This is a genomic window from Streptomyces lucensis JCM 4490 (assembly GCF_014650035.1).
Lineage (GTDB): Bacteria > Actinomycetota > Actinomycetes > Streptomycetales > Streptomycetaceae > Streptomyces > Streptomyces lucensis.
Genome location: NZ_BMUE01000008.1, coordinates 318,537 through 344,959 on the forward strand (window position 1 = coordinate 318,537; position 26,423 = coordinate 344,959).

At 72.2% G+C, this 26,423-nt stretch carries 22 protein-coding genes; 18 read left to right on the forward strand and 4 right to left on the reverse strand.

The genetic code is table 11. The annotated features are described in order from the left end of the window. The first annotated feature begins 134 nt into the window (after positions 1 to 134). Positions 135 to 680, forward strand: coding sequence for a hypothetical protein (locus IE177_RS20555; RefSeq protein WP_190016794.1), 546 nt, complete (start codon positions 135 to 137; stop codon positions 678 to 680). 123 nt (positions 681 to 803) lie between these two features. Here IE177_RS20555 and IE177_RS20560 read toward each other — a convergent pair whose 3' ends face one another. Next, positions 804 to 1,793, reverse strand: coding sequence for a magnesium and cobalt transport protein CorA (locus tag IE177_RS20560; protein ID WP_190016795.1), 990 nt, complete (start codon positions 1,791 to 1,793; stop codon positions 804 to 806). Positions 1,794 to 1,852: 59 nt separating this feature from the next. On the opposite strand from IE177_RS20560, the gene IE177_RS20565 reads away from it, so the two are divergent. Then, on the forward strand, positions 1,853 to 2,413 hold the full coding sequence (locus IE177_RS20565; protein ID WP_190016796.1) for a DUF488 domain-containing protein: 561 nt from the start codon (positions 1,853 to 1,855) through the stop codon (positions 2,411 to 2,413). A 114-nt stretch (positions 2,414 to 2,527) separates the two neighbouring features. On the opposite strand, the gene IE177_RS20570 is transcribed toward IE177_RS20565, so the two are convergent. Further along, a complete protein-coding gene (locus tag IE177_RS20570; RefSeq protein WP_190016876.1) occupies positions 2,528 to 3,532 on the reverse strand; it encodes a hypothetical protein in 1,005 nt (334 codons plus the stop codon). Between the two features lie 210 nt (positions 3,533 to 3,742). On the opposite strand from IE177_RS20570, the gene IE177_RS20575 reads away from it, so the two are divergent. The 9 genes from IE177_RS20575 (at position 3,743) to IE177_RS20615 (ending at position 16,244) form a co-directional block, all read left to right on the forward strand. Next, positions 3,743 to 5,008 carry a cytochrome P450 gene (locus IE177_RS20575; RefSeq protein ID WP_190016797.1) on the forward strand — a complete coding sequence of 422 codons (1,266 nt, stop codon included), beginning with the start codon at positions 3,743 to 3,745 and terminating at the stop codon, positions 5,006 to 5,008. 109 nt (positions 5,009 to 5,117) lie between these two features. Further along, the gene (locus IE177_RS20580) at positions 5,118 to 6,068 is read left to right on the forward strand and encodes a Rieske (2Fe-2S) protein (protein ID WP_190016798.1); all 951 of its coding nucleotides are present in this window, start codon (positions 5,118 to 5,120) and stop codon (positions 6,066 to 6,068) included. Positions 6,069 to 6,083: 15 nt separating this feature from the next. Further along, positions 6,084 to 7,766, forward strand: coding sequence for a RecQ family ATP-dependent DNA helicase (locus IE177_RS20585; RefSeq protein ID WP_190016799.1), 1,683 nt, complete (start codon positions 6,084 to 6,086; stop codon positions 7,764 to 7,766). A gap of 297 nt (positions 7,767 to 8,063) precedes the next feature. Then, entirely contained in the window at positions 8,064 to 8,501 is a 438-nt protein-coding gene (locus IE177_RS20590) for an SSI family serine proteinase inhibitor (RefSeq protein WP_190016800.1), read from the forward strand. A gap of 394 nt (positions 8,502 to 8,895) precedes the next feature. Next, on the forward strand, positions 8,896 to 10,158 hold the full coding sequence (locus IE177_RS20595) for a phenylacetate--CoA ligase family protein (RefSeq protein ID WP_190016801.1): 1,263 nt from the start codon (positions 8,896 to 8,898) through the stop codon (positions 10,156 to 10,158). Continuing rightward, on the forward strand, positions 10,155 to 11,447 hold the full coding sequence (locus tag IE177_RS20600; protein WP_190016802.1) for an MFS transporter: 1,293 nt from the start codon (positions 10,155 to 10,157) through the stop codon (positions 11,445 to 11,447). The genes IE177_RS20595 and IE177_RS20600 overlap by 4 nt, the downstream gene beginning before the upstream one ends. Next, complete coding sequence (locus tag IE177_RS20605; RefSeq protein ID WP_190016803.1) at positions 11,444 to 12,580, forward strand: GNAT family N-acetyltransferase; 1,137 nt, start codon at positions 11,444 to 11,446, stop codon at positions 12,578 to 12,580. The genes IE177_RS20600 and IE177_RS20605 overlap by 4 nt, the downstream gene beginning before the upstream one ends. Then, on the forward strand, positions 12,577 to 13,743 hold the full coding sequence (locus tag IE177_RS20610) for a LuxE/PaaK family acyltransferase (RefSeq protein ID WP_190016804.1): 1,167 nt from the start codon (positions 12,577 to 12,579) through the stop codon (positions 13,741 to 13,743). Before IE177_RS20605 ends, IE177_RS20610 begins: the two co-directional genes overlap by 4 nt. Next, entirely contained in the window at positions 13,740 to 16,244 is a 2,505-nt protein-coding gene (locus IE177_RS20615; protein WP_190016805.1) for an acyl-CoA reductase, read from the forward strand. The genes IE177_RS20610 and IE177_RS20615 overlap by 4 nt, the downstream gene beginning before the upstream one ends. 69 nt (positions 16,245 to 16,313) lie before the next feature. Here the strand turns inward: IE177_RS20615 and IE177_RS20620 are convergent, their stop codons facing one another. After that, entirely contained in the window at positions 16,314 to 16,667 is a 354-nt protein-coding gene (locus IE177_RS20620) for a VOC family protein (RefSeq protein WP_190016806.1), read from the reverse strand. Positions 16,668 to 16,820: 153 nt separating this feature from the next. On the opposite strand from IE177_RS20620, the gene IE177_RS20625 reads away from it, so the two are divergent. Next, on the forward strand, positions 16,821 to 17,861 hold the full coding sequence (locus tag IE177_RS20625; RefSeq protein WP_190016807.1) for a vWA domain-containing protein: 1,041 nt from the start codon (positions 16,821 to 16,823) through the stop codon (positions 17,859 to 17,861). Positions 17,862 to 17,898: 37 nt separating this feature from the next. Here IE177_RS20625 and IE177_RS20630 read toward each other — a convergent pair whose 3' ends face one another. Then, positions 17,899 to 18,207, reverse strand: coding sequence for a hypothetical protein (locus IE177_RS20630; RefSeq protein WP_190016808.1), 309 nt, complete (start codon positions 18,205 to 18,207; stop codon positions 17,899 to 17,901). Between the two features lie 336 nt (positions 18,208 to 18,543). On the opposite strand from IE177_RS20630, the gene IE177_RS20635 reads away from it, so the two are divergent. From IE177_RS20635 to IE177_RS20660, 6 genes are all read left to right on the forward strand, one after another. Further along, complete coding sequence (locus tag IE177_RS20635; RefSeq protein WP_190016809.1) at positions 18,544 to 19,146, forward strand: hypothetical protein; 603 nt, start codon at positions 18,544 to 18,546, stop codon at positions 19,144 to 19,146. Between the two features lie 109 nt (positions 19,147 to 19,255). Continuing rightward, positions 19,256 to 19,846, forward strand: a complete 591-nt coding sequence (locus tag IE177_RS20640; RefSeq protein ID WP_190016810.1) for a hypothetical protein — start codon at positions 19,256 to 19,258, stop codon at positions 19,844 to 19,846. A gap of 54 nt (positions 19,847 to 19,900) precedes the next feature. Continuing rightward, positions 19,901 to 21,085 carry an MAB_1171c family putative transporter gene (locus IE177_RS20645; RefSeq protein ID WP_190016811.1) on the forward strand — a complete coding sequence of 395 codons (1,185 nt, stop codon included), beginning with the start codon at positions 19,901 to 19,903 and terminating at the stop codon, positions 21,083 to 21,085. Further along, entirely contained in the window at positions 21,082 to 22,488 is a 1,407-nt protein-coding gene (locus IE177_RS20650; protein ID WP_190016812.1) for an NAD(P)/FAD-dependent oxidoreductase, read from the forward strand. The genes IE177_RS20645 and IE177_RS20650 overlap by 4 nt, the downstream gene beginning before the upstream one ends. 412 nt (positions 22,489 to 22,900) lie before the next feature. Continuing rightward, positions 22,901 to 23,167: an HU family DNA-binding protein gene (locus IE177_RS20655; protein WP_190016813.1), complete on the forward strand. Its 267-nt coding sequence runs from the start codon at positions 22,901 to 22,903 to the stop codon at positions 23,165 to 23,167. A 119-nt stretch (positions 23,168 to 23,286) separates the two neighbouring features. After that, positions 23,287 to 26,175 (forward strand): helix-turn-helix transcriptional regulator, encoded by a 2,889-nt coding sequence (locus tag IE177_RS20660; RefSeq protein ID WP_229816176.1) that lies wholly within the window; start codon positions 23,287 to 23,289, stop codon positions 26,173 to 26,175. The last annotated feature ends 248 nt before the right edge of the window (positions 26,176 to 26,423 follow it).

The window sequence follows — 26,423 nt, forward strand, 5'->3', positions numbered from 1 at the left end:
CACGCCCGGGGGCCGCTGACTCCCGCTCCGGACCCCATCCCTGATACACCGCTGCGCCGTGTTTGTTCACTCCGGCCGGCTCGCGACGGTGTGTGGACGGGCGATCGCCCCTCGTTAGGGCGAAGCTTAGGGATGTGAGTACGAGAAGCGAGCGCCCGGCGAGCGCTGAACAGATCCATGCGGCACTGGTCGCCCTGGAGGCCGAACCGGCGGCGGGTCCGCAGGCGGGGCCCGAGGGAGCGCGGGAGGCGGACCGCCTGCGCCTGCTCGGCAGCCTGCTGGCCAAGGTGGAGCTGGAGATCACCGTCGCGACTCGCCTGACGGGCGAGGAGGAGCTGGAGGACGTCCTGGAGACCATGCTCGGCTGGGCCGATCAGCTCGGCCCTGATCCGGGCATCGCGGTGAACGTGCTGACGAACAGGCTGCAACGCACCGCGCTGCAGGTTTCGGAGTCCGAGGCGGATGAGCCGCCGCCGGGCCGGGAGGCGTCCTTCGCCGCCGCGATGACCGCGATGTACACCCTCAGCGCCCAGCTGCACGCCGACCGCGATGACGTGGAGGGCACCCGGCAGGCCCTGAGCGGGGCGGAGGAAGCCCTCATCGACGTCATGCAGGGCATGCACGACCTGCGCATCGCCATCGGCGACGCGGTCGGGGAGGAGGAGGAACCCGACAGCTGACCGCTGACCGCGAGCGGCCCCGCGCGATCCCCGCAGGACGGTGCGGACGCCGTCGGTCCGCGGCGGCTGCGGCCCCGCCGGTCCGGTCCGCCGGGCAGGCCCTCCAGCGGGAGCCGGCGGCTGTCACAGCCAGCCGTTGCGGCGGAAGGCCCGGTACAGCAGTCCCGAACCGAGGGCCATCACAGCGAGCGCGCACGGGTAGCCGTAGCGCCAGTCCAGTTCGGGCATGTGGGAGAAGTTCATACCGTAGAGCCCGGCGACCATGGTGGGGATGGCGAAGATGGCCGCCCAGGCGCTGATGCGGCGCATGTCGTCGTTCTGCCACGTGCCCACCTTCGCCAGATGGGCGTCCAGCACGGAGGCGAGCAGGTCGTCCATCGCCCGGACTTCGGTGTCGGTGCGGGTGAGGTGGTCGGCCACGTCACGGAAGTACGGCACGACGTGCCGCGGCCAGTCGTCCCGCCCCGTGGTGAAGGGTTGCATGACCGGGACCAGCGGTCCGACGGCGTCGCGGAACTCGACCACCTCGCGTTTGAGCGAGTAGATCCGCTCGGTCAGGTCGTCGCGGGCGGGGGAGAAGACGCAGCGCTCCAGCTCCGTCAGGTCCGTGCGTACCTGGGCGGCGGCCTCGGCGTAGGCGTCGACGACGACGTCGGTGACCGCGTGCAGGACGCCGACAGGCCCGAGCCGTGCCATGTCCGGCTGATCCGCGAGCCGGCGTGCCGCCTCCGCAGTGGGATCGTTCGCGCCGTGCCGTACGGTCAACGCGAAGGACGGGCCCAGGAAGATCATCACTTCGCCGGTCTCCACGTCCGCGGTCCGTTCGACGAACCACAGCGTCTTCACCGCGACCGCGAGCACGTCGCCGTAGCGTTCCTGCTTGGGCCGCTGGTGCGCCTGCACCGCGTCCTCGACGGCCAGGGGGTGCAGCTTCAGGTACTCGGCCAGCCGCCGCAACTCCTCCTGCCGGGGTTCGTCCAGGCGGATCCAGGCGAACTCGTCCGGCTTCAAGTCCGCCAGACGGTCCAGGGTGACCTGGCATCCCGGGTCCGCCTCGCCGCAGTCGATCCGCTCGCACTCACCGGTCTGCTCCTGGTAGATCACGCACTCCATGCCCCTTCGGATGCTTCCGCCGTCGCATTTCATGCCTGGGAAGCGGTTACCTTCGTTCCATGCTCGCCCATCGAGAGCTGATCACGTTCGGCCACAGTACGGCGGACCGGACGACGCTGGCCGGTCTCCTCCGGGAAGCCGGTGTCACCGCGGTCGTGGACGTCAGAACCGCGCCCGGGAGCCGCCGGGACCCGGACCTGTCACGGCAGCGGCTGGCCGAGTGGATGCCCGCCGAACACATCGCCTACCGGTGGGAGCGGCGGCTGGGCGGATGGCGCAAGCCCTCACCGGACTCGCCCGACACCGTCTGGCGCAACGAGTCGTTCCGCGGCTACGCAGCGCACACCCGCAGCCCGGAGTTCGTCTCCGCGATGGATGCGCTGTTGCAGGAAACGGGCCGGAGCCGCACCGCGGTGATGTGCAGCGAGGCCGTGTGGTGGCGGTGCCACCGGCGTCTGATCGCCGACTTCGCCGTGCTGGCCCGCGGTGCCCTCGTCCTCCACCTGATGCACGACGGACGCCTCACGGCGCACACGCCGACACCGGGCGCGCGCCTCCGTGATGACGGTCTCCTCGTCTACGATGCCGCTCCCCCGGCGGGAGAGACCCCGTCCCCCTGATGGCTGGTCGGTCCGCCGGCACCGCCCGAAGCCGACGGTCCCTACCGCCCGGGCCCGTCCGCACGGTTGCCCACCGTGCGGACGCGGCGCCCGCTCCGGACATGGCCGGTGCGGTCAGGACTGCGGGAAGTCCTGGTCGGCGAGGTCGCTGGCGGCGAAGTCGGCGTCGCTCATCGCCGCGCCGGGGAGGAAGCCCTTCATGAGTTCGTCCATGTCCAGCTCCTCGGCCCCCGCCGGGGCGGTGGGCCTGGTGCCGTCGCCCATCCGCAGCGTCAGGCCCAGCTTCTTGACCTTGGCGCTCTCGGCCAGCTTGGCGAGGTCCACGTCCACCTCGGTCAGCTCACCGTTCTTGAGTGTGAAGTCCGCCGTCACCTTGGTGTCGGGCGCGTCCTTCAGGTCCTTGTCGGTCGGCAGGTCCATGCCCGGCGGCAGGTCCTTCGCCAGCGGACGGATCTCGCCGAACAGCTCGGTGATCAGCGTGCGGAACGGGGCCGTAGCGGTGATGTGCTCGGTGCCGTCGCCGCCGCCGGCCGTCTTGAAGCGCACCTCACGGGCGACGACCTTGCGGAGGGCCGTCACGAGCTTCTTCTGCGTCCTGGTGTCCAGGGAGGGGCGGGGCGCGGGGCCCTTCCGGTCGCTCTGCCCGCCGGCTGCGGCCCTGTCCATCTCCTTGGTGTCGAACTTGACCCATTTGCCGCCGAGGATGTCCTTGATCGCCCCGGCCTCCGGGGGCAGGTCCGCGGCATCCGGTACGGGGCTGCCCGTCGCCTTGCCGATGGTGTCCATGTCGGCACGGAGGTAGGCGTAGTCGCCGATCACCCGGTACTCGGCGAGGTTGCCGTCCGGGCTGCTTATCTTCATGGCCATGCCGACGAAGTCCTTCTCACCGGACTCGCTGATCGGCTTCTTGGACTGCACGGTCAGAGTGATCTTCGCCCCGCTCATCAACTCGGCCGCCTCATCAGGCATTTCGTCGCCGGGCTCGGGGTCGGACTTGGCGTCCAGCGCCTTCAGGGACGCGACGTCCGTGTCCAGGTCGAGCTCGAAGGAGAGCCTCTTCTTCTTGCCGAGCTCCTCGAAGGCGCGGTCGAGCTTCTTGCCGGCGGAGAGCTGTTCCACCGTTCCGCAGGCGGCGGAGCCCGCGAGGACTGCACCGACGACGGCGGTGGCGGTCAGGGTCTTGCGTATGGCGTTGATGTTGGTCTCCTCGTGAGTCCGATCACGGTGTGATCGATCAGAGGACTCACCAGCGGCCCACAAGGTTGCCCTCCCGTCGGCCGGTTTCACGCCTCCGGGCGTCCACGCGGCCGGCATGGGCACTCGGTCGGCATGAACGCACACAGTCGCCCGCTCACCGACGGCTCGCTGACCCTGCTGACCGAGGGATACGCCTGGCTGCCCGACCGCATGCGCCGGCGCCCGGACCACGTGATGCGCACCCGGCTCATGGGCCGGCCCACGCTGGCCGTGCGCGGCCCGGAGGCGGTGCGGTTCTTCTACGACGAACGCAACGTGCGCCGCCATGGAGCGATCCCGGAACCCGTGCTCGGCACGCTCTTCGGCCACGGCCCGGTCCACACCCTCGACGGCGAGGCCCACCGCGCGCGCAAGGAGTTCTTTCTCCCGCTGCTCCATCCCGACCTGGTCGCCGGCCTGGTCGCACACGTCACGCGGGTGTGGGCGGAGGAGGTTCCCGCGTGGACGGCGCGTGAGCAGGTCGTGCTGTTCGACGAGGTGAGCGTGATCCTCACCCGCGGCGTGTGCGCGTGGGCGGGAATCCCGCTGGACCGCGACGAGGTCCGGTCCACGGCCCGCGATCTGGTGGCGATGGTGGACGGCTTCGCCACCCTGGGCCCGCGTCACTGGCGTGCCCGGCGGGCCCGGGGCCGGCAGGAGGACCGGCTGCTCCGGCTGGTGGAGGACGTCCGCTCCGGTCGACGCGACGCCCGCGCGGACTCCGTGCTCGACCGGGTGACCCGCCACCGGGACGCCGACGGCGGTCTGCTCGACGACGGGACGGCCGCCGTCGAGCTGCTGAACGTCATCCGTCCGACGGTGGCCGTGAGCTGGTTCGCCGTCTTCACGGCGCACGCGTTGCACCGGTGGCCGGAGAGCGGGGACCGGCTGAGGGCGGGTGACTCCGCCTACACGGCGGCGTTCGTCCAGGAGGTGCGCCGCTTCTATCCGTTCGCGCCCTTCCTCGGCGGCCGTGCGGCGCGCGACCTGTCCTGGCGGGGCGAGCGGATTCCCGCCGGCGGCACGGTGCTTCTGGACGTGTACGGACAGAACCACGACGAGGAGCTGTGGGGTGATCCGTACGCCTTCCGGCCCGAGCGGTTCCTCGACCGCCCGGCCGGGCGTGACGAGCTCGTTCCGCAGGGCGGCGCCGACCCCCGGACCGGCCACCGGTGTCCCGGCGAGGGCCTGACCATCGGGCTGCTGGAAGCCCTGGCAGCGCGGCTCGCGCGGCTGGAGTACACGGTGCCGGAGCAGGATCTGAGCATTCCGCTGGGACGCATGCCCACCCGACCGCGCAGCGGGTTCGTCATGACCGGGGTGCGGACTCCGGTTCAGTCGCCGGTGGCCGCGAGGTGAGGCGCGCCGCGTCCGGACGGGGCGCGGGACCGCCGCTGTCCGCCCGCCCCACCGGGAGTCCCCCGTCGTGCCTCGTTTGCCGACTTGCCAGGTGGGGACCCGGCGGCCCATGAGCACAAAGCCATGTCGCCGGGAACGGCCGAACCGGATGCTGCGGATGCTGGACAGCCTGGAACGGCAGACCCGGGCCGATCCGGTGATCGACGCGGTGGCCCGGGGCGTGCGGGCCCTGCCGCTGCGGGACGGCCGGGACCTGATGCACGGCAGGTGGCTGGGGCACCCCGTGCATCCCCTGATGGTGCAGGTACCGGTCGGCAGCTGGCTGTCGGCCGCGGTGCTCGACCTCTGCCCCGGCCGCTCCCGCGGAGCCGGCCTGCTGATCGGCCTCGGCGTGGCAGCCGCCGCCCCGGCGGCCCTGACCGGCGCCGTCGACTGGGCGGAGCTGCACCGCACGCAGCAGCGCGTCGGCCTCGTGCACGCGCTGGCCAACACGGCGGCCGTCGCCCTCTACAGCGCCTCGCTCGTCTGCCGGGCCAAGGGTGCCAGGGGCGCGGGCCGAACGTTCGCCTTTCTCGGGCTGACGGCGGCCGGGACCGGTGGTCTGCTGGGGGGCCACATGGCCTACCGGCAGGCGGCCGGGGCCAACCACGCGGAGGAGGTCGAGCACGTCGTCACGGAGGGCTGGCACCGGGTCGGCGCCGTGCTCGAGTTCCCCGCCGGCCGGGCGGTGCGACGCATGGTGGACGACGTGCCGGTGCTGGTCGTCCTCGAACCCGACGGGACGTTCCACGCACTGGCCGACCGGTGCAGCCACCTCGCGGGCCCCCTCTCCGAAGGCGCCGTCGCCGACGGATGCGTGCAGTGCCCCTGGCACGGCAGCGTCTTCCGCCTCTCGGACGGCTGGAACGTGCGCGGTCCCGCCACCGCCCCCCAGCCCGCCTTCGACACGCGCATCACCGACGGATACCTGGAGGTACGCCTGCGGGATCCCGAGCGGGGGACGGAGAGCTGTCAGGACGCGGGCAGGGCAGGGGACACGGCCCGCGGACAGAGCGGCTGAAGAGCGCCCGGGGACATGCGCAGCGGTTCACCGGCGAAGGCCGCGCACACGCAGGACCGGATCGCGGAGCTGAGCCGTATCGCCCGGGAGCGGTTCGGGTGGGAGCATCTGGCGCCCGAGCAGACGGAGGCGATGGGGGCCCTGCTGGAGGGGCGTGACGTGCTGGTCGTCATGCCCACCGGGTCCGGCAAGTCGGCGATCTACCAGGTGCCGACCGTCCTGCTGGGCGGCCCGGCCGTCGTGGTGTCGCCGTTGATCGCACTGCAGCGCGACCAGGTCGCCGGACTGAGGGAGAGTGCCGCACCCGATGCCGTGGCCGTGAACTCGGCGCAACCGGATTCGGTCGTCGACAGGAGCTGGCGGGCGGTCCGGGAAGGCGAGGCCGAGTACTTGTTCCTGTCACCGGAGCAACTGGCCAAGGACACGGTGCTGAAGCGGCTGCGCGCGCTGAAGCCCTCGCTGTTCGTCGTGGACGAGGCCCACTGCGTCTCCGCCTGGGGACACGACTTCCGCCCCGACTACCTGAACCTGGGCGAGGCCGCCGAACGGCTGGGCCGCCCACCGGTCCTCGCACTGACGGCGACGGCCGCCGCCCCGGTCCGGACGGACATCGTCGATCACCTGCGCATGCACGACACCCAGGTCGTGACGGCCGGAACCGACCGGCCCAACATCCATCTGGCGGTGCACACCTTCACCGACGACGCCGCCAAACGCGACGCCGTCGCCCGCTGGACGGCGGGGGCAGGCGCCCCGGGCATCCTCTACACGGCGACCCGCAAGGACGCCGAGAGCTACGCGGCGCGGCTCCGGCAGGACGGCGTCGACGCGCAGGCGTACCACGCGGGGCTGAAGGCGGCGGACCGGCGCCGGATCCAGGACGGGTTCATGGCCGGGGCGCCCCGCGTGGTCGTGGCCACCTCGGCGTTCGGGATGGGCATCGACAAACCCGATGTGCGGTTCGTCGCCCACGCGTCCGTCCCCGAGTCGCTGGACTCCTACTACCAGGAGATCGGGCGCGCGGGCCGGGACGGCGAGCCCGCCCGGGCCGTGCTGTTCTACCGGCCCGAGGACCTCGGGCTGCAGAAGTTCCTCACCGCCCGGACGCTGGACGGCGACGGGCTGCGCGGGATGATGACCACGCTGCTGAGCCAGGACGGCGCGCTGAGCCGTAGCGAGGTCGCACGGCACTGCGGGCTGTCGCGCCAGAAGGCCACCGATCTGATGAACCTGCTCGAGGAGGCGGGGGCGGTGACCACCGAGGGGAGACGCCGGGCGGTCCGGGCCGTTCCCGGCCACACACCGGACGAGGCCGCCGACGGGGCGTCCGAGGTGTTCGAGCGGCGACGGCGGATGGACCGGTCACGGATCGAGATGATGCGGGGCTACGCCGAGACGCAGTGCTGCCGGCGCGCATACCTGCTGGGCTACTTCGGTGACCAGCCCGAAGAGCCGTGCGGACGGTGCGACGGGTGCGAGCGGGACCGTGACCGGCGCGCGGGAACCGGGCACAGGGAGGCCGGGACCGGGCATCACGCGCCGTACGAACCGAACGCCAGGGTGCGCCACGCCGAGTGGGGCGCGGGCACGGTGATGCGCACCGAGGACGACCGCGTCGTCGTGCTGTTCGAGGAGGTGGGCTACAAGACCCTGTCCCTGGCGGCCGTTCGGGACCACGGCCTGCTGAGGAGCGTCTGAGCCGCACGGCGTCGCCGGACCGTGACCACGCGCCTTGACTTCCGGCCATTCTGCGCCGCGTGGTGACTGGGGCGACCTGGTCCTTTGCCCTCCCAAGACTAGTCAGATTCACACCTGGATTCACTGAATGAAGATCTGCACAGGGTCGACTCCATTGCTGACCTGCCGTTAAGTCGTTCACAGCGCGCACACGATTCGAGCACGTCTCAAACACGTTCCGCCGACTGGCCCTGCCCCGTTGCTCAGGCGAAGCTGCTCCCGGCCCACAAGGCCCCCAACCCTCATCAAGGAGCTTCCATGCGCACGAACCTGCGCTTCGCCTGTACCGCCGCGGCCGCCGTCAGCGTGGTCGGCGCGACCCTCGCCGCGGCCTCGGCCACCGCCACCGCGGCGCCGGCCAGCCTCTACGCACCCTCGGCGCTGGTCCTGACCGTGTCCTACCCCGGAGGCTCGACCGACACCGCAGCGCGCGCCGTCACGCTGAGCTGTGCGCCCGGCGCCACCGGCACCCACCCCTCCCCCGCCGCGGCCTGCGCGGAGCTGCGCGCCGCCGACGGCCGGCTCGACACCCTGCTGTCCACGACGTCCGGCCGGGCCTGCACGCAGGTCTGGTCCCCCGTCACCGTCACGGTCGACGGCGTCTGGCAGGGCACGCGCACCTCCTGGAAACACACCTTTGCGAACTCCTGCGAAATGGCCAACGCGGTCGAGCGGAGCAGCCTCCTGAGCTTCTGACGCGCCCCGCCGGCAGGCGCGCGCATCCCACACCCCCTCGACCGCGGCCCGTCCGCCGGTCGCAGGGGGTGCGGTCGATCGGGCCTGGACCCAGGACCGGCAATCGATCCCGGGCGGTCCGTGCATGTGACAGCCGTCTCCTTCTCCGGCGGAACCGGAAGCAGCCCGATTTCATCCCCGCGCACTTCGAAATCACGTGAGGGATTCGGCCAGTTGAGGCGCAAGTCCGTCCCGGATCCTGAGATATCCTTCTGGTCCGGGCGCCCCGTTCACACGGGCGCACCATTGATTCATTTCTCAACGACAAACGGGCCCCTTCTTCCCGGAGCCGCCCGTCCCGTCGTATCGCCGTCGGCTTTCTCCGTCGACGGTTCACGCCTTCGAGCAGGAATTGATGCCCGTTCAACCATTGGCGGAACTCATACGTTTCGCACGCCACAATTCACCCTTCTACCGGGAGCTCTACGCTCACCTTCCCGCTGATGTGGCACACCTCACCGATCTACCGGTGATCCCCCAGACGGAATTCTGGAGGGCCAACTCTCCGCGGGACAACACGTTGCTGACCGCTCCGCTGGAGGAGGCCGTCGTGTTCCGCAGCGGTGGCACCACGGGGGCGCCGAAGTTCTCCTACTACACCCGTGACGAATGGCGGGAGTTCACGGCCGCGTTCGGCGCCGGAATCGTCAACGCCGGCCTCCGGCCGGGACACCGGGTGGCCGACCTGTTCTACGCCGGCGACCTCTACGCCAGTTTCAGTTTCGTCCTCGACTCCCTGCACCGCGCTCCCGTGGCCAACGTGCGCCTGCCCATCGGCGGCGCCGCCCCCTGGGAGTCCACCGCGGCCACCCTGGAGGAGTTCCGGGTCCAGGCCGTCGCCGGTACGCCGACCACGCTGTGCGCGCTCGCCGAGCGCCTCGCCCTGGCCGGCCGGACGCTGCCGGCCGTGGAGCTGGTGCTCTTCGGCGGCGAGTGTCTCTTCGGTGACCAACTTCCGCTGCTCACGGCCACTTTCCCGAACGCGGAGGCTCGTTCGCTGGGGTATGCGAGCGTGGACGCGGGGCTGCTGGGCGAGGCCGTGCCCGGCGACGACCCGCGGATCCACCGGGCCTTCATCCCCCACACGGTGGTCGAGATCGTCGACGACGAGAACGGGCACCCCGTGGAGCGGGACGGGGTGCCGGGCCGGCTCGTCGTCACCGACCTCCGCAGGCGCCTGATGCCCGTCCTGCGCTACCCGGCCGGCGACCGGGCCGAGTGGGTGGACCGGGACGCCTCTGTCTTCCGCATCCTCGGCCGCGCCGAGGAGGGAGTGCGGGTCGGCCCGGTGACCCTGCACACCCAGGACGTCCACGACATCGTCACGGCCGCCGACACGACCCGTGAGGTGACCGGACTGCAGCTCGTCGTGCGCCGCGAGGACGGCCGGGACGGGCTGGTCCTGCGCCTGGCCACCGGCGAACCGAACGGTGCGCGACCGGCGTTGGCGCAGGCGGTGACCGCCGCGGTCCTCGCGCAGCGGCCGCTGTACGGCAGCGCCGTGGCCGCGGGGCACGTGAACCCGCTCGTGGTCGAGTGGGCCCACCACCGCGACCTGACCGTCAACTCCCGTTCCGGCAAGCTCGTCCGGGTCGTCGACGAACGGCCCCTCTCATGAGCGCTCCCCCGTGGGGTGCCGGCCGCCGGCCCCTCGTCCTGCGCAATCCCGCCTTCGGCCGGGTCTGGGCCGGCCAGCTCCTGACCCAGGTGGCGAGCCGCATGTTCCAGGTCGGCGCGGTCTGGTGGCTCGTGGGCTTCACGGGCGGCGACGGTCACCGCGGCTTCGGCTCCGGGCTGTTCCTCATGGTCAGCACGGTGCCGGCGGTCGCACTCGCCCCCGTGGTCGCCCGGATCGTCGCGGGCCGGGCGCACCGGACGGTGCTGGCCTGCGCGGCGGGGGCGGCGGGCCTGGTGGCCGCTGCCGCCGCCGTGCCGGCGCGGGCCGGGGCGCTGCCCATGACCGCGGTCTACGCGGTGGGGCTGACGCTGGCCGCCTGTCAGGCGGTCTTCGACCCGTGCCTGACGACATCGGTGCCCGAGCTGGTCCGGGACGCCGACATCGAGGCGGCCACCGGCTTCGAGCTGTCCACCCAGTCGGTGGCCGGACTCGGCGGAGGGCTGCTCGGCCCGCTCGTGGTCGACTCGGGCGGCCTGGCCGGGGTGGTCACCGGCTGTGCGGCCGCCTATCTGCTCGCCGCCCTGCTGATCGTGTCGGTCCGCTTCCCGGGAGCCGCCGCGGCGCAGGAATCCGCGCACGGCCCGGTTCCGGAGCGGCGGACGCTGCGCCGGATCCTGGCCCGGCTGCCGTTCATCCGGCGGGTGCTGCTCTGCTTCGCCGCCGCCAACGTGTTCACCACCGCGGTCTACGTCGTGATGCCGCTGTACACACGGGGCGTACTCGGCTCGACCGGTTCCACCGTCGCCCTGCTGGAGGCAGCGCTCGGCGCGGGCACGCTCGTCGGGTCCTTCACCGGTGCACGGGTGCCGGGAGGCCCGGTCGCCGTCGGCAGCGTGTGCCTGGCCGGGACGGCGGCGGCCCTCGCGCTGCCGGGCCTGGTCGCCGACCGCGCCGCCGCGCTCGGTGCGCTGCTCGTCGTCGGCTGGTGCGTCGGCACCATCGGGGTCCGGTTCGTGGCGCTGTTCCAGCGCGTGGTCCCCGCGGACGACAAGCCGGGGTTCTTCGCGGTGATGCAGGGGTTGCTCGGTGCCACCTTCCCCCTGTCCTCGCTCGCCTTCGGCGCCCTCGGCGACCACCTGACGGCCCGTACCCTCTGCCTGGTGCAGGGTGCCGGCCTGGCGCCGGTGGCGCTGGCGCTGTGGTGGCTCTGCGGGCGGGGGAACACCGAAGGCACGCAGGCGCCCGCCGGGGCCGTACCGGCCCTCGCGACGGCGGGAGAGACGTCGTGAGCGTCGTTCTCTCCCCCGCCGAGGTCCAGGACATCGCCCACCTGCGGCAGTTGTACTTCGAGGTGTACGGGCACGGCTACCCCGTGCCGCTGGGCAGCGATCCGGCCGTCATGCGCCGGCTCATCACCGGCGGCACCGCCCACTGGCTCACCGCCCGCACGCCCGGCGGCGCCCTGGTCGGCTCCGCGGTCGTGCAGACCGATCCGGGCAGTCGCATCGGCAAGCTCCTGGGGCTTGCGGTGCACCCCGGCCACCGCGGCGGCGGGCTGGCCTCCCGGCTGACCGGCGCGGTATGCGGCGAGGCCTTCGCGGCCGGCCGCCTCGACTCGGTGTACGCCACAGTCCGGGTCGTCACCGAGGGCCCGCAGCACGTCGTCGTGCGCAACGGCTTCCGGCCGCTGGGCCTGCTGCCGAACGCCGTCGAGGTCGAGGGATGCGAGACCCTGGCGCTGTTCGCCCGGTACGCCGACGGCGTACTGGCCCGCCGCGCTCCCGTGCCGCACGCCCCCGAACGACTGACGCCGCTGCTGTCCGCCGCCGGTGCGGGCGTCGGCATCGACTACACCGGCACCGGCCGCGTGCCCTCCCGCACCACGCTGCCGGCGACGCCCGGCGCCGGGCCGATCGAGCTGATCACCGCTCCGGCGTTCGTACGCCGCCGCTTCCTGGAACACTTCCCCGACGCGGGCGACCGCTTCTTCCCGCTGCACGCGCCCAACGCGCTGCTGGTGGCCGCCGACGGCGGCTTCGAGGCCTACGCCGACCTGGACCGGGCCGCCGGCAGCTGCGCCCTCGTCGCCGTCCATCCGCGTCCGGCCGCGGTGAACGGAGCGCTGGAGACGCTGATGTCCACGGTCACCCGGGCCGGCGCGGACTACGCCGAGACGCTGCTGCCGCTCGCCGACACCGAGGCCCTGGGCGTCTTCCTCGCCTCCGGCTTCGTGCCCAGCGCCGTCTACCCGGCCATGCGCCGCATCGGCGACCGTCTCCACGACTACGTGGTGCTCTCCCGCACCAGCCGCCAGATCGACTTCCGCGCGACGGCGGTCAGCCCGCTGCTCCAGCCGTACCTCGGCGCCTACCTGAGCGCCTGGACCACCACCTACCTGCCGCTTCACGAGGTGTCCCGATGAACCCCCATCTCGCTCCCGTCGAGGTCCCCGACCCCGCGGCGCTCGGCCACGTGCAGCGGCTGTGCGACGTGCCGGAGCCGTACGCGTCCGGCGCCGCCGCCGACGAACTTTTCGCCGCCGCCATGGCCGAGACCAACGCCTGGCACGCCGGCCGCTCCTCCTTCTTCGCCGCCCTGCTGGGGGATCCGCCCGAGGACCCGGCACCCACCACCGGCGCCGGGATCCGCACCCCGCTGCTGCCCGCGGCCTTCTTCAAGCGTCACGAGGTGCTCTCCGTCCCTCGCGACGAGGTGTTCCTGCACCTGACCTCCTCGGGCACCACCGGCCAGAAGTCCCAGATGTTCTTCGACGAGTGGACCATCCGCGCGGCGCAGCGCATGGTGGCCCGGATCTTCGACCACTACGGCTGGATCACCCCCTCCCAGCCCGTCAACTACCTGCTGTACAGCTATGAGCCGGCGCCTTCGCTGAAGCTGGGCACGTCCTTCACCGACAACTACCTGTGCGACTTCGCCCCGGCCCGGCACACCACGCACGCGCTGCGGCACACCGGCAGCGGTCACGAGTTCGACGTGCACGGCTGCATCGCGGCGCTGCGGCGGTACGCGGAGGACGACGTACCCGTCCGCATCCTCGGCTTCCCGGCCTTCCTGTACTTCACCCTGGAGCGGATGCGGGCGATGGGGCTGGAGCCGCTGCGGCTGCCGGCGGGATCGCTGGTGATCCTCGGCGGCGGCTGGAAGGGTCATGCCGACCGGCAGATCGGCAAGGAGGCGTTCTACGCCGGGGTCACCGAACGCCTCGGCATCCCGGGCGACCGCATCCGCGACACCTTCGGCTCCGTCGAGCACTGCGTGCCCTACGTCGAATGCGCGAACCACCGGCTGCACGTGCCGGTCTGGTCGCGGGCCGCGGTCCGCGACACCGGGACGCTGCGCCCGCTGCCGTACGCGGAGCCGGGCTTCCTGCACCTGGTCAGCCCGTACATCACCTCCGTGCCCGCGCACAGCGTCGTGATGGGCGACCTGGCCTCGCTGCACCCGGGCGAGGAGTGCCCCTGCCCGTCGTCCACCGACTGGTTCACCGTGCACGGCCGTGCCGGAGTGAGCCGCAACCGCAGTTGCGCGGTCGCCGCCGCCGAACTGCTGAAGGGAATGTCGTGACTTCTTCCGTACTCCACCTCTGGCAGGGCGAGTGGGTCGACGACGCCGAGGCCGGCCGGCGGCTCGCGGGGCTGTCCGAGCAGGCCGGGCGTGTCCTGGCCCGTCCGCTGCCCACCGAGGTGGTCCTCGGTGCCTGTGCGGCCCTGGCCGGGCATCTGGCCGATCCCGCGTCATCCCTGTACGGCCGCCTGGCCGGACTCCTGCCCGACGGCGAGGCCGCGCCCGTCCTGGCGGAGCTGGCGGCCGCCCTCACCCGGCAGTCGCTGGAGCGCAAGCTGCGCCGGGAGCTGGGCGGGCCCCGCCCGGAGCGCCTGACCCGTCCGGACGCCCGAGAGACGGTGTACGAGGCGTGGGCGCCGGTGGGCCTGCTGGTGCACATCGCTCCCTCGAACGCCGCCGCCGTGGCACCGCTCAGCGTCGTCGAGGGCCTGCTGGCCGGAAACCTCAACGTACTCAAGACCTCCGGCGCGGACACCGCGCTCGCCGGCGAGCTGCTCGCCGCGCTGGGGGCGGCCGACCCCAGCGGTCTCGTCGCCGAACGCGTGGTCGCGCTGCGTTTCGCGTCCGCGCGCCGGGACTGGCTCCGGGCGCTGTGCGGGCAGGCCGACGCGATCGCCGTGTGGGGTGGCGAGGACGCCGTGCGCGCGGTGGGCGAACTGGCGCCGCCCGGCTGCCGCGTGGTCGAGTGGGGCCACCGGATCTCCTTCGCCTACCTGACGTCCCGGGCGGCGGCCGACGACGCGCGGCTCGACGCCCTCGCCGAGGACGTCTGCCGCTTCGAGCAGCAGGCCTGCTCCAGCCCTCAGGTCGTCTATCTGGACACCGAGGACACCGGAGAACTCTTCGCCTTCGCCGGACGGTTCGCCGAGCGGCTGTCGAAGGTGTCCGGCGCCCGTTCCGCCCCGCTGCCCGGCACCGCCGAGCAGGCCGAGATCACCACCGTGCAGCAGCTCGCACGCCTGGAACAGCACCTCGGCCTCACCCGAGTGTTCGCCGCCGAGGACGGAACCTGGCGCGTGCTCGCCGACACCCGTCCCGCGCTCGACGCCTCCCCACTGCACCGGAGCGTCTGGGTGAAGCCGCTGCCCCGGACGGCGATCACCGCGACGCTGCGGCCGATGCGCCGCTACCTCCAGACCGCCGCGGTCGGCGGCGGACGCGCCGATGTGGCCGAGCTGTCCCGCGCCCTGTTCGCCGCGGGCGTCACCCGCGTCACCCCGGTCGGCTCCATGCTGGACGGTTACGACGGCGAAGCACATGACGGCGTGTACGCGTTGCAGCGCTACAGCCGACGCGTCGGCGTCCGCGCACCGCACGCCGACTTCCATGACGTCGCCTGCCTCGACGACCTGGTGGCGCCCCCGGCGCTGCCCCCGGCCCCAGAGGCGCCCCTGCTCGGCAAGGAGGGCGTGCAGCGCGCACTCGCCACGCTGGACGCACGCCATGCGCACCTCTACTTCCGCAGCGGTGGCTCCACCGGCGCACCGGCTCTGTCGGTGTTCACCTGCGACGACTACGACGACCAGATGCGCGCGGCGGCGGACGGACTGCTCGCCGCCGGCTTCGACCCGGCCCGCGACCGGGCGGCCAACCTTTTCTACTGCGGGGGGATGTACGGCAGCTTCATCAGCTTCTTCTCCATCCTGGAACGGCTCAACGCCACCCAGATCCCCATGGCCGCGGGCCCTGACCACGCCGTGGTCGCCGAGGCCCTGGTCACCCACCGGGTAGACACCGTCTTCGGCATGCCGTCCTACCTCTGGCAGCTCTTCCACGCGGAGGGGGACCGGCTGCGCGCCCACGGCGGCATCCGGAAGGTGTTCTACGGGGGCGAGCACTTCTCCACCGAGCAACGCCGGTTGCTCCGGGAGGAGTTCGGGGTCGCGACCATCCGGTCAGCCGCGTACGGCAGCACCGACCTGGGACCGCTGGGCTATCAGTGCACGGCCTGCGAGGGTTCGGTCCACCATGTGCTGACCGACCTGCACACCCTGGAGATACTCGACCCGCAGGAGGACCGGCCGGTGGCGCCGGGCGAGCCGGGAAGGCTGGTCTTCACCTCCCGGGCCCGGTCCGGGCAGCGACTGGACCGCTACGAGATCGGTGACCTGGGACGCGCCGTGGAGGGCCGGTGCGCGTGCGGCAGCCACGTACCGCGTCTGGAGCTGCTCGGCCGCCACGGCGATGTGGTGCGCGTCGGCACGTACTTCGTCAACTACCGGAGCGTCCTGCGCGCCGTTCAGGAACGGCTCGCCTACCACGGCGAAGCGCAGTTGCTGGTCACCCCCGGTCCCGGCCGGGAACGGCTGACGGTCCGGCTCGACGAGCAGTACGCGGGCGACGCCGCCGCAGCGCACGAGGCGCTCACCGCGGGGGTCCCGGAGCTGGCCTCGGCCGAGGCCGAGGGCCTGCTGGCCCTGTCGGTGGAGACCATGCCCAGGGAGTGCTTCGAACGCACGGCCATCAGCGGGAAGTTGCGCACGGTCATCGACCGGCGGTAGCCGGGCGGCCGGCTCGTCCCTCCGGCCCGCCCGGAAGGACGAGCGCCGGCACGTCCGGTGCCCACGCGGTCAGGCGGGCTGCCACAGCTCGACCCGATTGCCCTCCGGATCGCTGACCCAGCCGAAGCGGCCCACACCGTCGACGTCCTGCGTCTCCCCGGCCACGTCCGCTCCCTTGGCGCGCAGCTGCGCGAGCATGGCCTCCAGGTCGCGGACCCGGAAGTTGAGCATGGTCTGCTGGGTGCGGGACCCGAAGTAGTCGGTCCCGGACTCGAACGTGGCGAACACCGTCGGCCCGCCTGCCTGACGCCACAGGCCGTTCTCGTCGGTGTCCAGGCCCAGGCAATCGCGGTACCAGGCGCTCAGGGCCGCCGGGTCCGCGGACCGCATGAAGTATCCGCCGATACCGAGTACGTGTTCCATGCCGCCATCGTGCCAGGACGGTGTCCGGGCGGGCCCGGGCACCGCACCGCCGCCCGGCACGAGCAGGGTGCACGGCCGCGCGGTCAGCCAAGATCGATTGTCAGTGGTGGGTGAGAGGCTGGAAGCACCAAGTCGGGAAGAGGGGGAGCCGTCATGTCCGGTAACCAGAACTACATCAACCACGTCGCGCTCGTGCTGGACGCCAGTTCGTCCATGTCGCACCTGAGCCGCAAGGTCGTCGAGGTCGCCGACCAGCAGATCGCCTATCTCGCGCGCCGGTCGAGGGAGCTGGACCAGGAGACCCGCGTCACGGTGTACGTCTTCGCGGACAAGGTGGAGTGCGTCATCTACGACAAGGACGTGCTGCGGATGCCGTCGCTGAAGCAGCTGTACCGGGTCGGCGGGATGACGGCTCTGCTGGCCGCCGCGCTGAAGTCGCAGCAGGAGCTGGCGCAGACGGCCCAGCTGTACGGCGACCACAGCTTTCTGACGTTCGTGCTCACGGACGGACAGGAGAACGCGAGCCACCGCTGCCCGGACGTATCCACCAGGGATCCGCGTGAACTGGTGGACGCCGTGGCCGCAATGATCGCGACCCAGCGGGACAACTGGACGCTGGCCGTCCTCGTGCCGGACCAGATGGGCAGGCGCGAGGCCATGCAGTGCGGCTTCCCGAAGGACAACATCGCCATCTGGGACGCCACGAGCACACACGGCCTGGAGGAGGCCGGACAGGTCATCCAGCAGGCCACCGAGAAGTTCATGGTCGGCCGCAGCAAGGGCATCCGGGGATCGCGCGCCGTGTTCTCCACGGGCGCGGAGGTGGTCAACCAGGACACCATCAAGGCGGCCGGCCTCACTCCGGTCGACCCCTCGGACTACCGGCTGATACCGGTGGCCCGTGATACGGCGATCCGGGACTGGGTGGTCGAATCCGGGCACACCTACCGTACCGGGGGCGCGTTCTACCAGCTGAGCAAGTCGGAGAAGATCCAGTCGCGGAAGCAGATCGCGGTGCTGGAGAAGAAGACGGACCGCGTGTACACCGGGCCCGAGGCCCGGGCCCTGCTCGGCCTGCCGGACGTGGAGGTCCGGGTCAAGCCCGACCACAACGACGACTTCACCATCTTCGTGCAGAGCACCAGTGTCAACCGCAAGCTCGTACCGAACACGCGGCTGCTGCTCATGCTCTGACACCCAGCCGGGCGTGGCGGACGCCCCGCCGGGGAAGTCACCGGGAAAGGCCGGCGCGGCCGGTGCCGTCCTCGTACAGGCGCTGCCGCGCTCTGCCGGCGATCCTGCGCAGGCCGGCACGCGTCTTGTTGACCGGCCGGGAGATGTCCGCGATCACTTGCATGGATTCGCCGAACTGCTCCAGGAGACCGGGCGTGGACGGGGCCCACGCTCCCTCGGGTGCGTACTGTTCGCCGATCGCCCTGCACGTGCTGAGGAGTTCGCCCATCAGACGGTGGAATTCGGCCACGTCCTCTTTGGTGAAATGGTCGTCGGTGAGGTGACGCCCGTTCTGCGGCGCGCGCATCTGCGAGCCTCCTGCCAGGTGGTTGAACCGCAAAGGAATCGCTGGAGATCACGCGGTGCCGGCGGGTAGTTGACCATCCGTCAGCACGGGCTCCGTCGTCAGCATCGTGCTATGGCCCGCGATCCACTGTCAACGATGGTTTTCAGCTGGCGAACGATCGTTGCGCGCCTTCGGGAGCGGTCGGTGCCGAGGCGTGGTGCCGCACCGATCGGGAATCAGGCGGTAAACGATCGTTGCTCCCGGGCCTGGCTGCCGGTAGCGTGCCATGCACACGCTCAATCCGATCAGCCGCGAGTCCTCGGAGTGCACCCGGTGGTCCCCGTCCCGCATCTGTCAGTGACGCTCGCACGCCTTGAGGTACTGATACAGGAGCAGGGCATCGCACGCTCACACCTGCTCGACCCCGCTGAGCTGGCAGCCAGGACCGCCCTGCCCGAGGACACCGTCCGCACACTGCTGCAGGGCGGTGAACCACCCGAGGACACGGTCAACGACCGGGTCCGCGCGCGCGTCAAAACCCTTGCGGACGCGCATCTGAGGCGTTCCGGCAGGCGCATGTCGGACCTCGCCGGCAGCATCTCCCGGAGTCTGGGCGTCTCCACGCTCTGGGCACGGAAGGTGTGTTCCGGCGAGAAGGTCCCGAGCGTGGAGCTGCTGCACGGCCTGGTGGGCTTCTTCGGAGTCGAGGGAGGCGAGGCGTTCTTCACCGCCCCGGCCTCCGAGGCCCTGGACCGGGCGCTTGTGCCCGTCCTCGCCGCGCTGCAGCCGGACGCGGACGAGCCGGGCGGCTCAGGTGATCTGCGGACCCTGGCGCTGACGGGATACGACGACGTCCGGGGCATCGCGCTACGTCAGGCGCGGGATCTGCCACCGGAACGCTGGAACGTGCTCACCGCGACACTGCAGGCCCTGCTGAAACTCGACGACGAAGACCGATGAACATGCGATGGTCCAGTGCCCGGTCAGCCGGAAGGCATCGGTCGCCGGCCGGGGAGTCGGCTGCGGCCGGGGCAAGCGACGGTGTCCGGTGAGGGCCGGGTCGAGGGCGATGCGGAGGCTGAGCGCTCGCCTGTTCGCCGCCGTCGTCGCCCCGGACGGTGACGAGGACGTCGTCGCGGCCGTCGGCAGGGCCGTCGAACAGGTGCGGGGCCGACCCGTACGGCTGCACGCCGTGGCATTCCCGCCGGAGATCGCCAGCGGGCTGTGGATCGACCGCGCCTCCCACGATGTGATCGCCTACGAGGAGAACACCGACCTCGACCATCAGCTGGTCATCATCGGGCATGAGGTATGGCACATGTTCGAAGGGCACTGCGGTTCCCTCACCGGACACGGTCCAGCCGCCTCACGCGCCGGGGAAGGGCAGATGCCGGGCGCCCTGCGCACCGTGGTGGCGTCCATCTGCGACGCGGACCCCGCCGGACCGCCGTCCGTGGAACAGACGGACACCGGGCTGCACGTCGCCCTGCGGGCCGACGACCCCGACGTGGTCCGCCACGAGGAGGAGGCCGAGTTCTTCGGGTACAGATTCGCGACGGGGATGAAGGAGGCTCTGGCCGAAGCACGCTCCCTCGCGGACCCCGAACTCCTGGCCGACCGTATCCGCGTTTCCATGGTGCACCGCTTCCGCAGGCCGTGACCCGGTCACCGCCGCCCTGTCCCCTTCCCGCCCCGAGGAGATCTCCTCTCCACCATGAGCCATGGACCCGACAACACGGCCTTCTACACCTGCGGTGCCGCACTGCTGCTCATCTGTCTGGTGAAGGTCCCCGCGCTCGTGCGGCGCGGTCGCGACATGCTGCTGAGTGCCGTGGTGCTGCTGCTCTTCGACGGCGGGCTGGTCTTCTTCTTCGCGGCGCCGGATTCGATCGCGACGATCAACCGAGTCACCGGAGTACCCAACTTCGCGGCCCCTTTCGCCTACTCGGCACTGGCCTTCTTCGGTGGGGCCAGCCTCCTGCTGATCATCAACTGGCGCCCGGCACCGCCTGATCGGACGCGTCGCGCCTCCCGGGTGTGCATCGCCGCCTACAGCCTCGCCATCATCGCGATCAACGTCCTCTTCTGGGTGGGGCACGCCCCCGTGGAGCAACTGACCCTCTTCGACTGGTACTACGCCGGCACTCCCTTCATCCGGGAGATGATCCTGACCTACCTCGTCGCCCAGGGCGTGGGCACCATGGCGACGAGCGTCCTGTGCTGGCGATGGTCGAGGGAAGTCACCGGGCTGCTCCGCGCCGGCCTGCGCATCCTGGCCGCGGGCTACGCGCTCCACGTGTGCTACGACGTCATCAAACTAGTGGCTGTGTACGGCCGTTGGACAGGCCACCGGTGGTCCTTCCTCGTCGACCAGGTGGCTCCGCAAGCCGCTGCCCCGTCCGCCGCGCTCGTCGTCTGCGGCTTCGGGCTTCCTCTCGCCGGGTCCAGGGTGGCCCGATCGGTGCGGTCCGTGACACAGCTGCGAGAACTCGGCCCGCTGTGGCGCGAGCTGAAACACGTGCCCACTCCGGGCGCGACACGTACCTCACTGCCCTGGTGGTCCTCGCCGGCGGTGCGGCTGACCCGCCGGAAGACCAGCATCTACGACGCTCTTCTCGCGCTGGTTCCGTACTACGACACCGCGGTGCACGAGCAGGTACGTCGTGCCGCACTCGACCACGGCCACGAAGAGGCGGACGCGGAAGCGGCAGCGGAAGCGGCGATGGTCGTGGCCGCCTGCAGACGACGGCACCGACCGGGCGACGGCTTTGCGGGGACCCCCGCGGCCGGGCCTTGGCGTCCCGGTGCCCTGGTTCCCTTGTCACGGGCCCTGTCCTCGCCCGTACTGTCGAGCCTTCGTGAGCACCCCGGTGCCCCGCAGAGAAAGCAGCCGTCATGACCGAACCTCATCGGGCACCCACCCGTGCCGTCGTCATCGGGGGGAGCCTCGCGGGGATGCTCGCCGCGGCCGCCGTCAGGGACAGCGTCGAGAGCGTGGAGATCGTCGAAGCGCACGAGCTGCCGTCCGGGCCCGAGCCACGCGCCGGCGTCCCGCAGGCCGCGCACATCCACCCGTTGCTCTCGGGCGGCATGGACGCGATCGAGGCGCTGCTGCCCGGCACGGCCGATCGGCTGCTGGCCGCCGGAGCCAACCGGGTCCCCATGACGACGAACATGGTCTACTACTCCCCCGAGGGCTGGTACCGCCGCTGGCAGAACAGCACCCAGTACCTGATCGCCGCGAGCCGCGATCTGATCGACTCCGTCCTCCGGTCGCGCATCGGCGAGGACCCGCGGATCGCCTTCCGCTCACGGACCAGGGTCACCGGCCTGCTCGGCGGCGCTGACCGGGTCACCGGCGTCCGCCTCCGGACCCCCGACGGCACGGAATCCGAGCTGGCCGCCCGCCTCGTGATCGACGCCTCGGGCCGGTCGACGCGCACGCCGCGGTGGCTGACCGAACTGGGCGTCGACGGGCCGGCCGAGAGCCGCATCGATTCCGGCCTGGCCTACGCGAGCAGGATCTACCGGGCACCGGTCTGCACGCGCGACTGGCCCGTGGTCAACGTGCCGCCCGACCCCCGGCGGCCGGGTGCGGCCGGCGGCATCGTCCCCATCGAGGGGAACCGCTGGCACGTCAGTCTCTCCGGCCCGCCGGGCATGCACCCCACCCGCGACCCCGCGGACTTCGCCGCCTACGCGCGCGGCCTGCGCCACCCCGTCGTGGCCGATCTGCTGGCCCACGCCGAACCCCTCACCGACGTCACCGTCACGCACACCACGGTCAACCAGCGCCACCACTACGAACGCCTCAGAGTCTGGCCCGAGGGGCTGATCGCCCTCGGAGACTCCGTGGCCGCGTTCAACCCCGTCTACGGTCACGGCATGTCGGTGGCGGCCCAAGGGGCGCTGGCACTGCGGCGGCTGACGGCCGATTCGGGACTGTCCCAGGGCCTGGCCCGGCGGGCCCAGCGGGCCATCGCCCGCCCCGTGGACGTCGCGTGGTCGCTCGCCGTCGGGCAGGACATCCGCTACCCCGCCACCCAGGGGCACCGGCCCACCGTCGCCGACCGGCTCCTGCACCGCTACGTAGGCCGGCTGTCGCATACCGCGACGGGCAACTTCCGGGTCGCCACCGCTCTCACCGACGTCCTGACCCTCAAGGCGCCACCGGCCGGCCTGGTACGACCGGACGTGCTCCTCGCCGCGGTGATCGGCCCGCTGCGTCCCCGGCCGAGCGGACCGACGTTCACGGAGGAGGAACGTCAGCGCATGCGCGACGCGGGCATACCGCTGAAGTAGCGGACGCCGCCCGGGGCATGGTCTTTCAACGATCGTTCATTTACCGAAACGATAGTTGACAGCCGTTGTGCGGCACAGCACTATCCAAGGCAGGTGAGGCATTCCCATCACGCACATGATGCCCACCGGAGTTCCCGGCCAGGAGTACCGCCCTGCCGCCGGTAAGGCCGCCGCTGTCGTCACTGCTCCGGGTTCCCCCACTCGGTGCACCACCGACGGCCTCGGCGGCGGGGTGCCGCTCGGATGGGGGGAGCGGCACCCCGACACCGCCGGGAACGGCGGCCGGGCAGGGGCGCCCGGCCCCGCGGGCCGGAGCGGGCATCCAGACGGCCGTCCGGATGCGGTCGGCGTGGTCTGCCTCGATGGTGGGAGCAGCTGAACCGCCACGCCGATGCGACCGGGAAATGTGACCATGGACAAAGCGCGACTGACCGAAGTGACCGCTCGCCGCACCGCCCAGTACTCGGACGGCCGGCAATTCGCCGCTGAGGACGTCGACCAGGTCCTCGACGCGCTCTTCGGCACGGTGGAGCATCCCGGGACGATCGCCGAGGCGCTCAAAGCCCAGCAGACGGTCGCCCTGGGCAGCTTCGGCAGCTTCCACGCCACCGACGACGGCGCGGCGGCGTTCCGGCCGGGCAAGGCCCTCACCGAGTACCTCCGCGACGAGACCGGATGAGTACGGCGGGCACGGACGGTGCCGTGCGCATGGACGTCGCCGGCTTCCCCGCCCCTTAGGGTGAGCTGCGGGGAAGCGAACACCGACGTGGACGAGCGGGTCACCGGGGGGACGAGGGCGTGGCGGGACTGGTTGGCAGATCGTCGGAACTCACGCGGCTGGACGACCTGCTCGCAGGTCTGGGGCGGTCGGGAGCGCCCCAGGTCGTCGACATCGCCGGTGAACCGGGTATCGGCAAGAGCAGGTTGCTCGACGAGGTGTGCGCGAGGGCCCGCCGGGCCGGGTTCACCGTGCTGCGTGGCCGGGCCGCCCAGTACGAACAGCATGTGCCCCTCCATCTGTTCACCGACGCGTTCGCCGACGCGGACGCCGCCGGGACGGCCGTGGGGCCGGCCTTCACCGAGGTGCGCTCGATGCTTTCGGGCATCCGGGAGGCGCCGGGCGACGGCCTCACCGCGAGTGCCTCCGTGCGCTTCGGGCTTCACGCGACGGTCGCCTCGTGTCTGACGGAACTGGGCGAGCGTGGCCTGGTGCTCGCCCTGGACGACCTGCACTGGGCCGATCCCGCGTCGCGTGAGCTCGTGGACCACCTGATCCGGCACCCCGCGCGGGGGCGCGTCCTGCTCGTGCTGGCCCGGCGGGTGCGGCAGACGCCCACGTCACTGGCCGCGGCGCTGATGCGCGGCGCCGACGGTGGGGCCGTGCTGCAGTTCGACCTGCAGCCGCTTTCCGAGCGGGACTCCGTCCTCGCGCTGGGCCCCTCCGTTCCCGAGGAGCGGGCCAGGCAGCTGCACGCCGCCAGCGGGGGCAACCCCCTGTACCTGCTCGCCCTGGTGCACGCGTACCGCACGGGGCCGCCGCCGCGCGGCCTCACCGCCGGCCTCCACTCCGACGCCCTGGACACAGCCGGTCTGCCCGGCGGCCTCGCGGCGCTGCTGCTCGACGAGTTGGCCACGCTCACCGGGCCGCAGCGGCACGTCGTCGAGGCGGTGGCGGCACTCGGTGATCACGCCACCGCCTCGATGCTGGCCGCGGCGACCGGGCTGTCCTCGCGAGCCGTGGAGGACCTCACCGGCGTCCTGGCGGAGCGGGATCTGCTGCGCGCGGGGCCGGGGGGCCGTTGGGGGTTGCGTCATCCCCTGGTGCGGGCCCTGCTCCACGAGTCGACCGCCCCCGGCCGGCGTGCCGGGATCCACCGCGCGGCGGCGCGGGAACTGGCCCGCGCCGGCGCTCCCGCCACCGAGCGGGCCCACCATGTCGCACGGTCGCTGACCGGCTGGGACCCGCACGCCGCCGAGGTGCTCGTCGAGGCCGCCGCGCGCTTCGCGTCGACGGCGCCGGGCACGGCGGCCCATCTGCTGGACGTCGTGCTCACCCATATGCCGGACACCCCCGACCGTGTCACGCGACGCGGTGAACTGGTCCTGGAGCGCGCCCGCGCCCTGGGCGTCAGCGGGAATCTCCGGGAGAGCCGGGACCTGCTGCACGCGCTGATCGAGACGTCCGGCAAGAGCCACCCCGATCTGCGTACGCGAGCCGTCGCCCAGTGCGCCGTGATGGAGCGGCACCTCGGCCACTCCCCCGAGGCCGCCGCCCTGCTGCGCCGGGAGCTCGCGCGGGATCCCGGCCCGTCCCCCGCCCAGTCGGTCTCGCTGCGGCTGGCCCTCGGCATGGCCGCCCTGCTGACCGCGTCCTATCCGAAGGCCCGCGACGACGTCGCGCGGGCCGTGGCCGTCGCACGGGCCGACGACGACGCCGCCGCTGAGGCGGCGGCGCTGGCCCTGGCCGCCCTGGGCGAGGCCTACGAGGGCGAGACCGAGGCGGCCACCCGTTTCGCCGACGCCGCCGGAGCCCTGGCGGACGCGCTGACCGACCCGGGTCTCGCGGACCTGTGCGAGGCGCTGGTCTGGCTGGCGTGGGCGGAAACCGTGCTGGAGCGCTACGGTGACGCCGAGCGGCACATCGTGCGAGGGCTCGGCATAGCCCGCCGGGGCGGGCAGCTCCACGTGTTGCCGCATCTGCTGGCATGCAAGGCCTTCCTCCACGTCACCACCTGCCGTCTGCCGTCCGCGCTGGAGGCGGCCGAGGAGGCGGAGTCCATCGCCCGGGCCGCGGGCAGTGACGACCTCCTCGGGTTCGTTCTGGCCATCAAGACGCTGGCACTGCTGCTGGCCCGCCCGCTGGGGGACGGCAGCGCCCTGTCCGCCGGCACCGAGGCCACCGCCGCGGCGGGCCGGAGCCGGGGTTGGTGGTCGTCGCTGGCCTGGTGCATGCTCGGGCACGCGACCTTCGTGAGCGGCGACCCCCACGGTGCCCAGGAGGCCATCACCACGGCGGGCGGCGGCCCTGGACTGCCCCTGCTGCAGCCGTCGATCCGTCCGGGCCAGCTCGACACCCTCGCGGCGGCGGCGCTCGCCGCCGGTGACACCGCGGCGGCCGGCCGCTGGGTCGCGCAGGCGACGCGTGAGGCCGACCGGCTCGGCCTCGGCGGTCAGCGCGCGGCCGCCCTGCGCGCCGAGGCGACGCTGGCCGAGCACGAGGGCGACACCGGCAGGGCCGTGCGGCTCCTGGACGCCGCGGCGCAGGAGTACGCCCGCTGCGGCCAGACGCTGTGGGAGGCGTACTCCCTGCTGCGGGCGGCGCCGCTCGTGCAGCGCACCGGGCAGGGGGCGCGCGCCGCGGCGATGTGGCAGCGGGCCCACCGGCTCGCCGTGGCCGGGGGCGCCCGCCTGCTGGTGGACCTGGCCGAGCTGATCCGCCCCCAGGTGATGGCGGCGGGGCCCACGCCTGCGGTTCCGGCGCAGCTCGCCGAGCTGACCGCCCGTGAGCTGGAAGTGGCGGAGCTGGTGGCACGGGGGCTGAGCAACCAGGACATCGCCGCCCGGCTCCACCTCAGCCGGCGCACCGTCGAGACCCACCTGTCCTCGGTCTACCGCAAGGCGTCCGTGCCGTCCCGTGCGGCTCTCGCCGGCCTCTTGAACCGTGTCGGACTGGGCACCGGTTCCTGAACCGTGCCCGGTGTGCGACACGTAGCCGGTTACGTGTTTTCACTGAGGCCGCTTCTCCTGCCGCCGTCTATGTTCGGTCAGTCGAACGGATCGAGCGGTGCAGAGGGGACTGTGTGAGAGGCAACACCGGGGGTGTGCGGACGAGTTGGGTGGCCGTCCTGGTGGCGGGGGGTCTGATGGCCGGCTGTTCGGCGCCGGGAGCGGACGGCGGGTCCGCGCGGCGGAACGGGGCGCCCGCGCGCACCGCG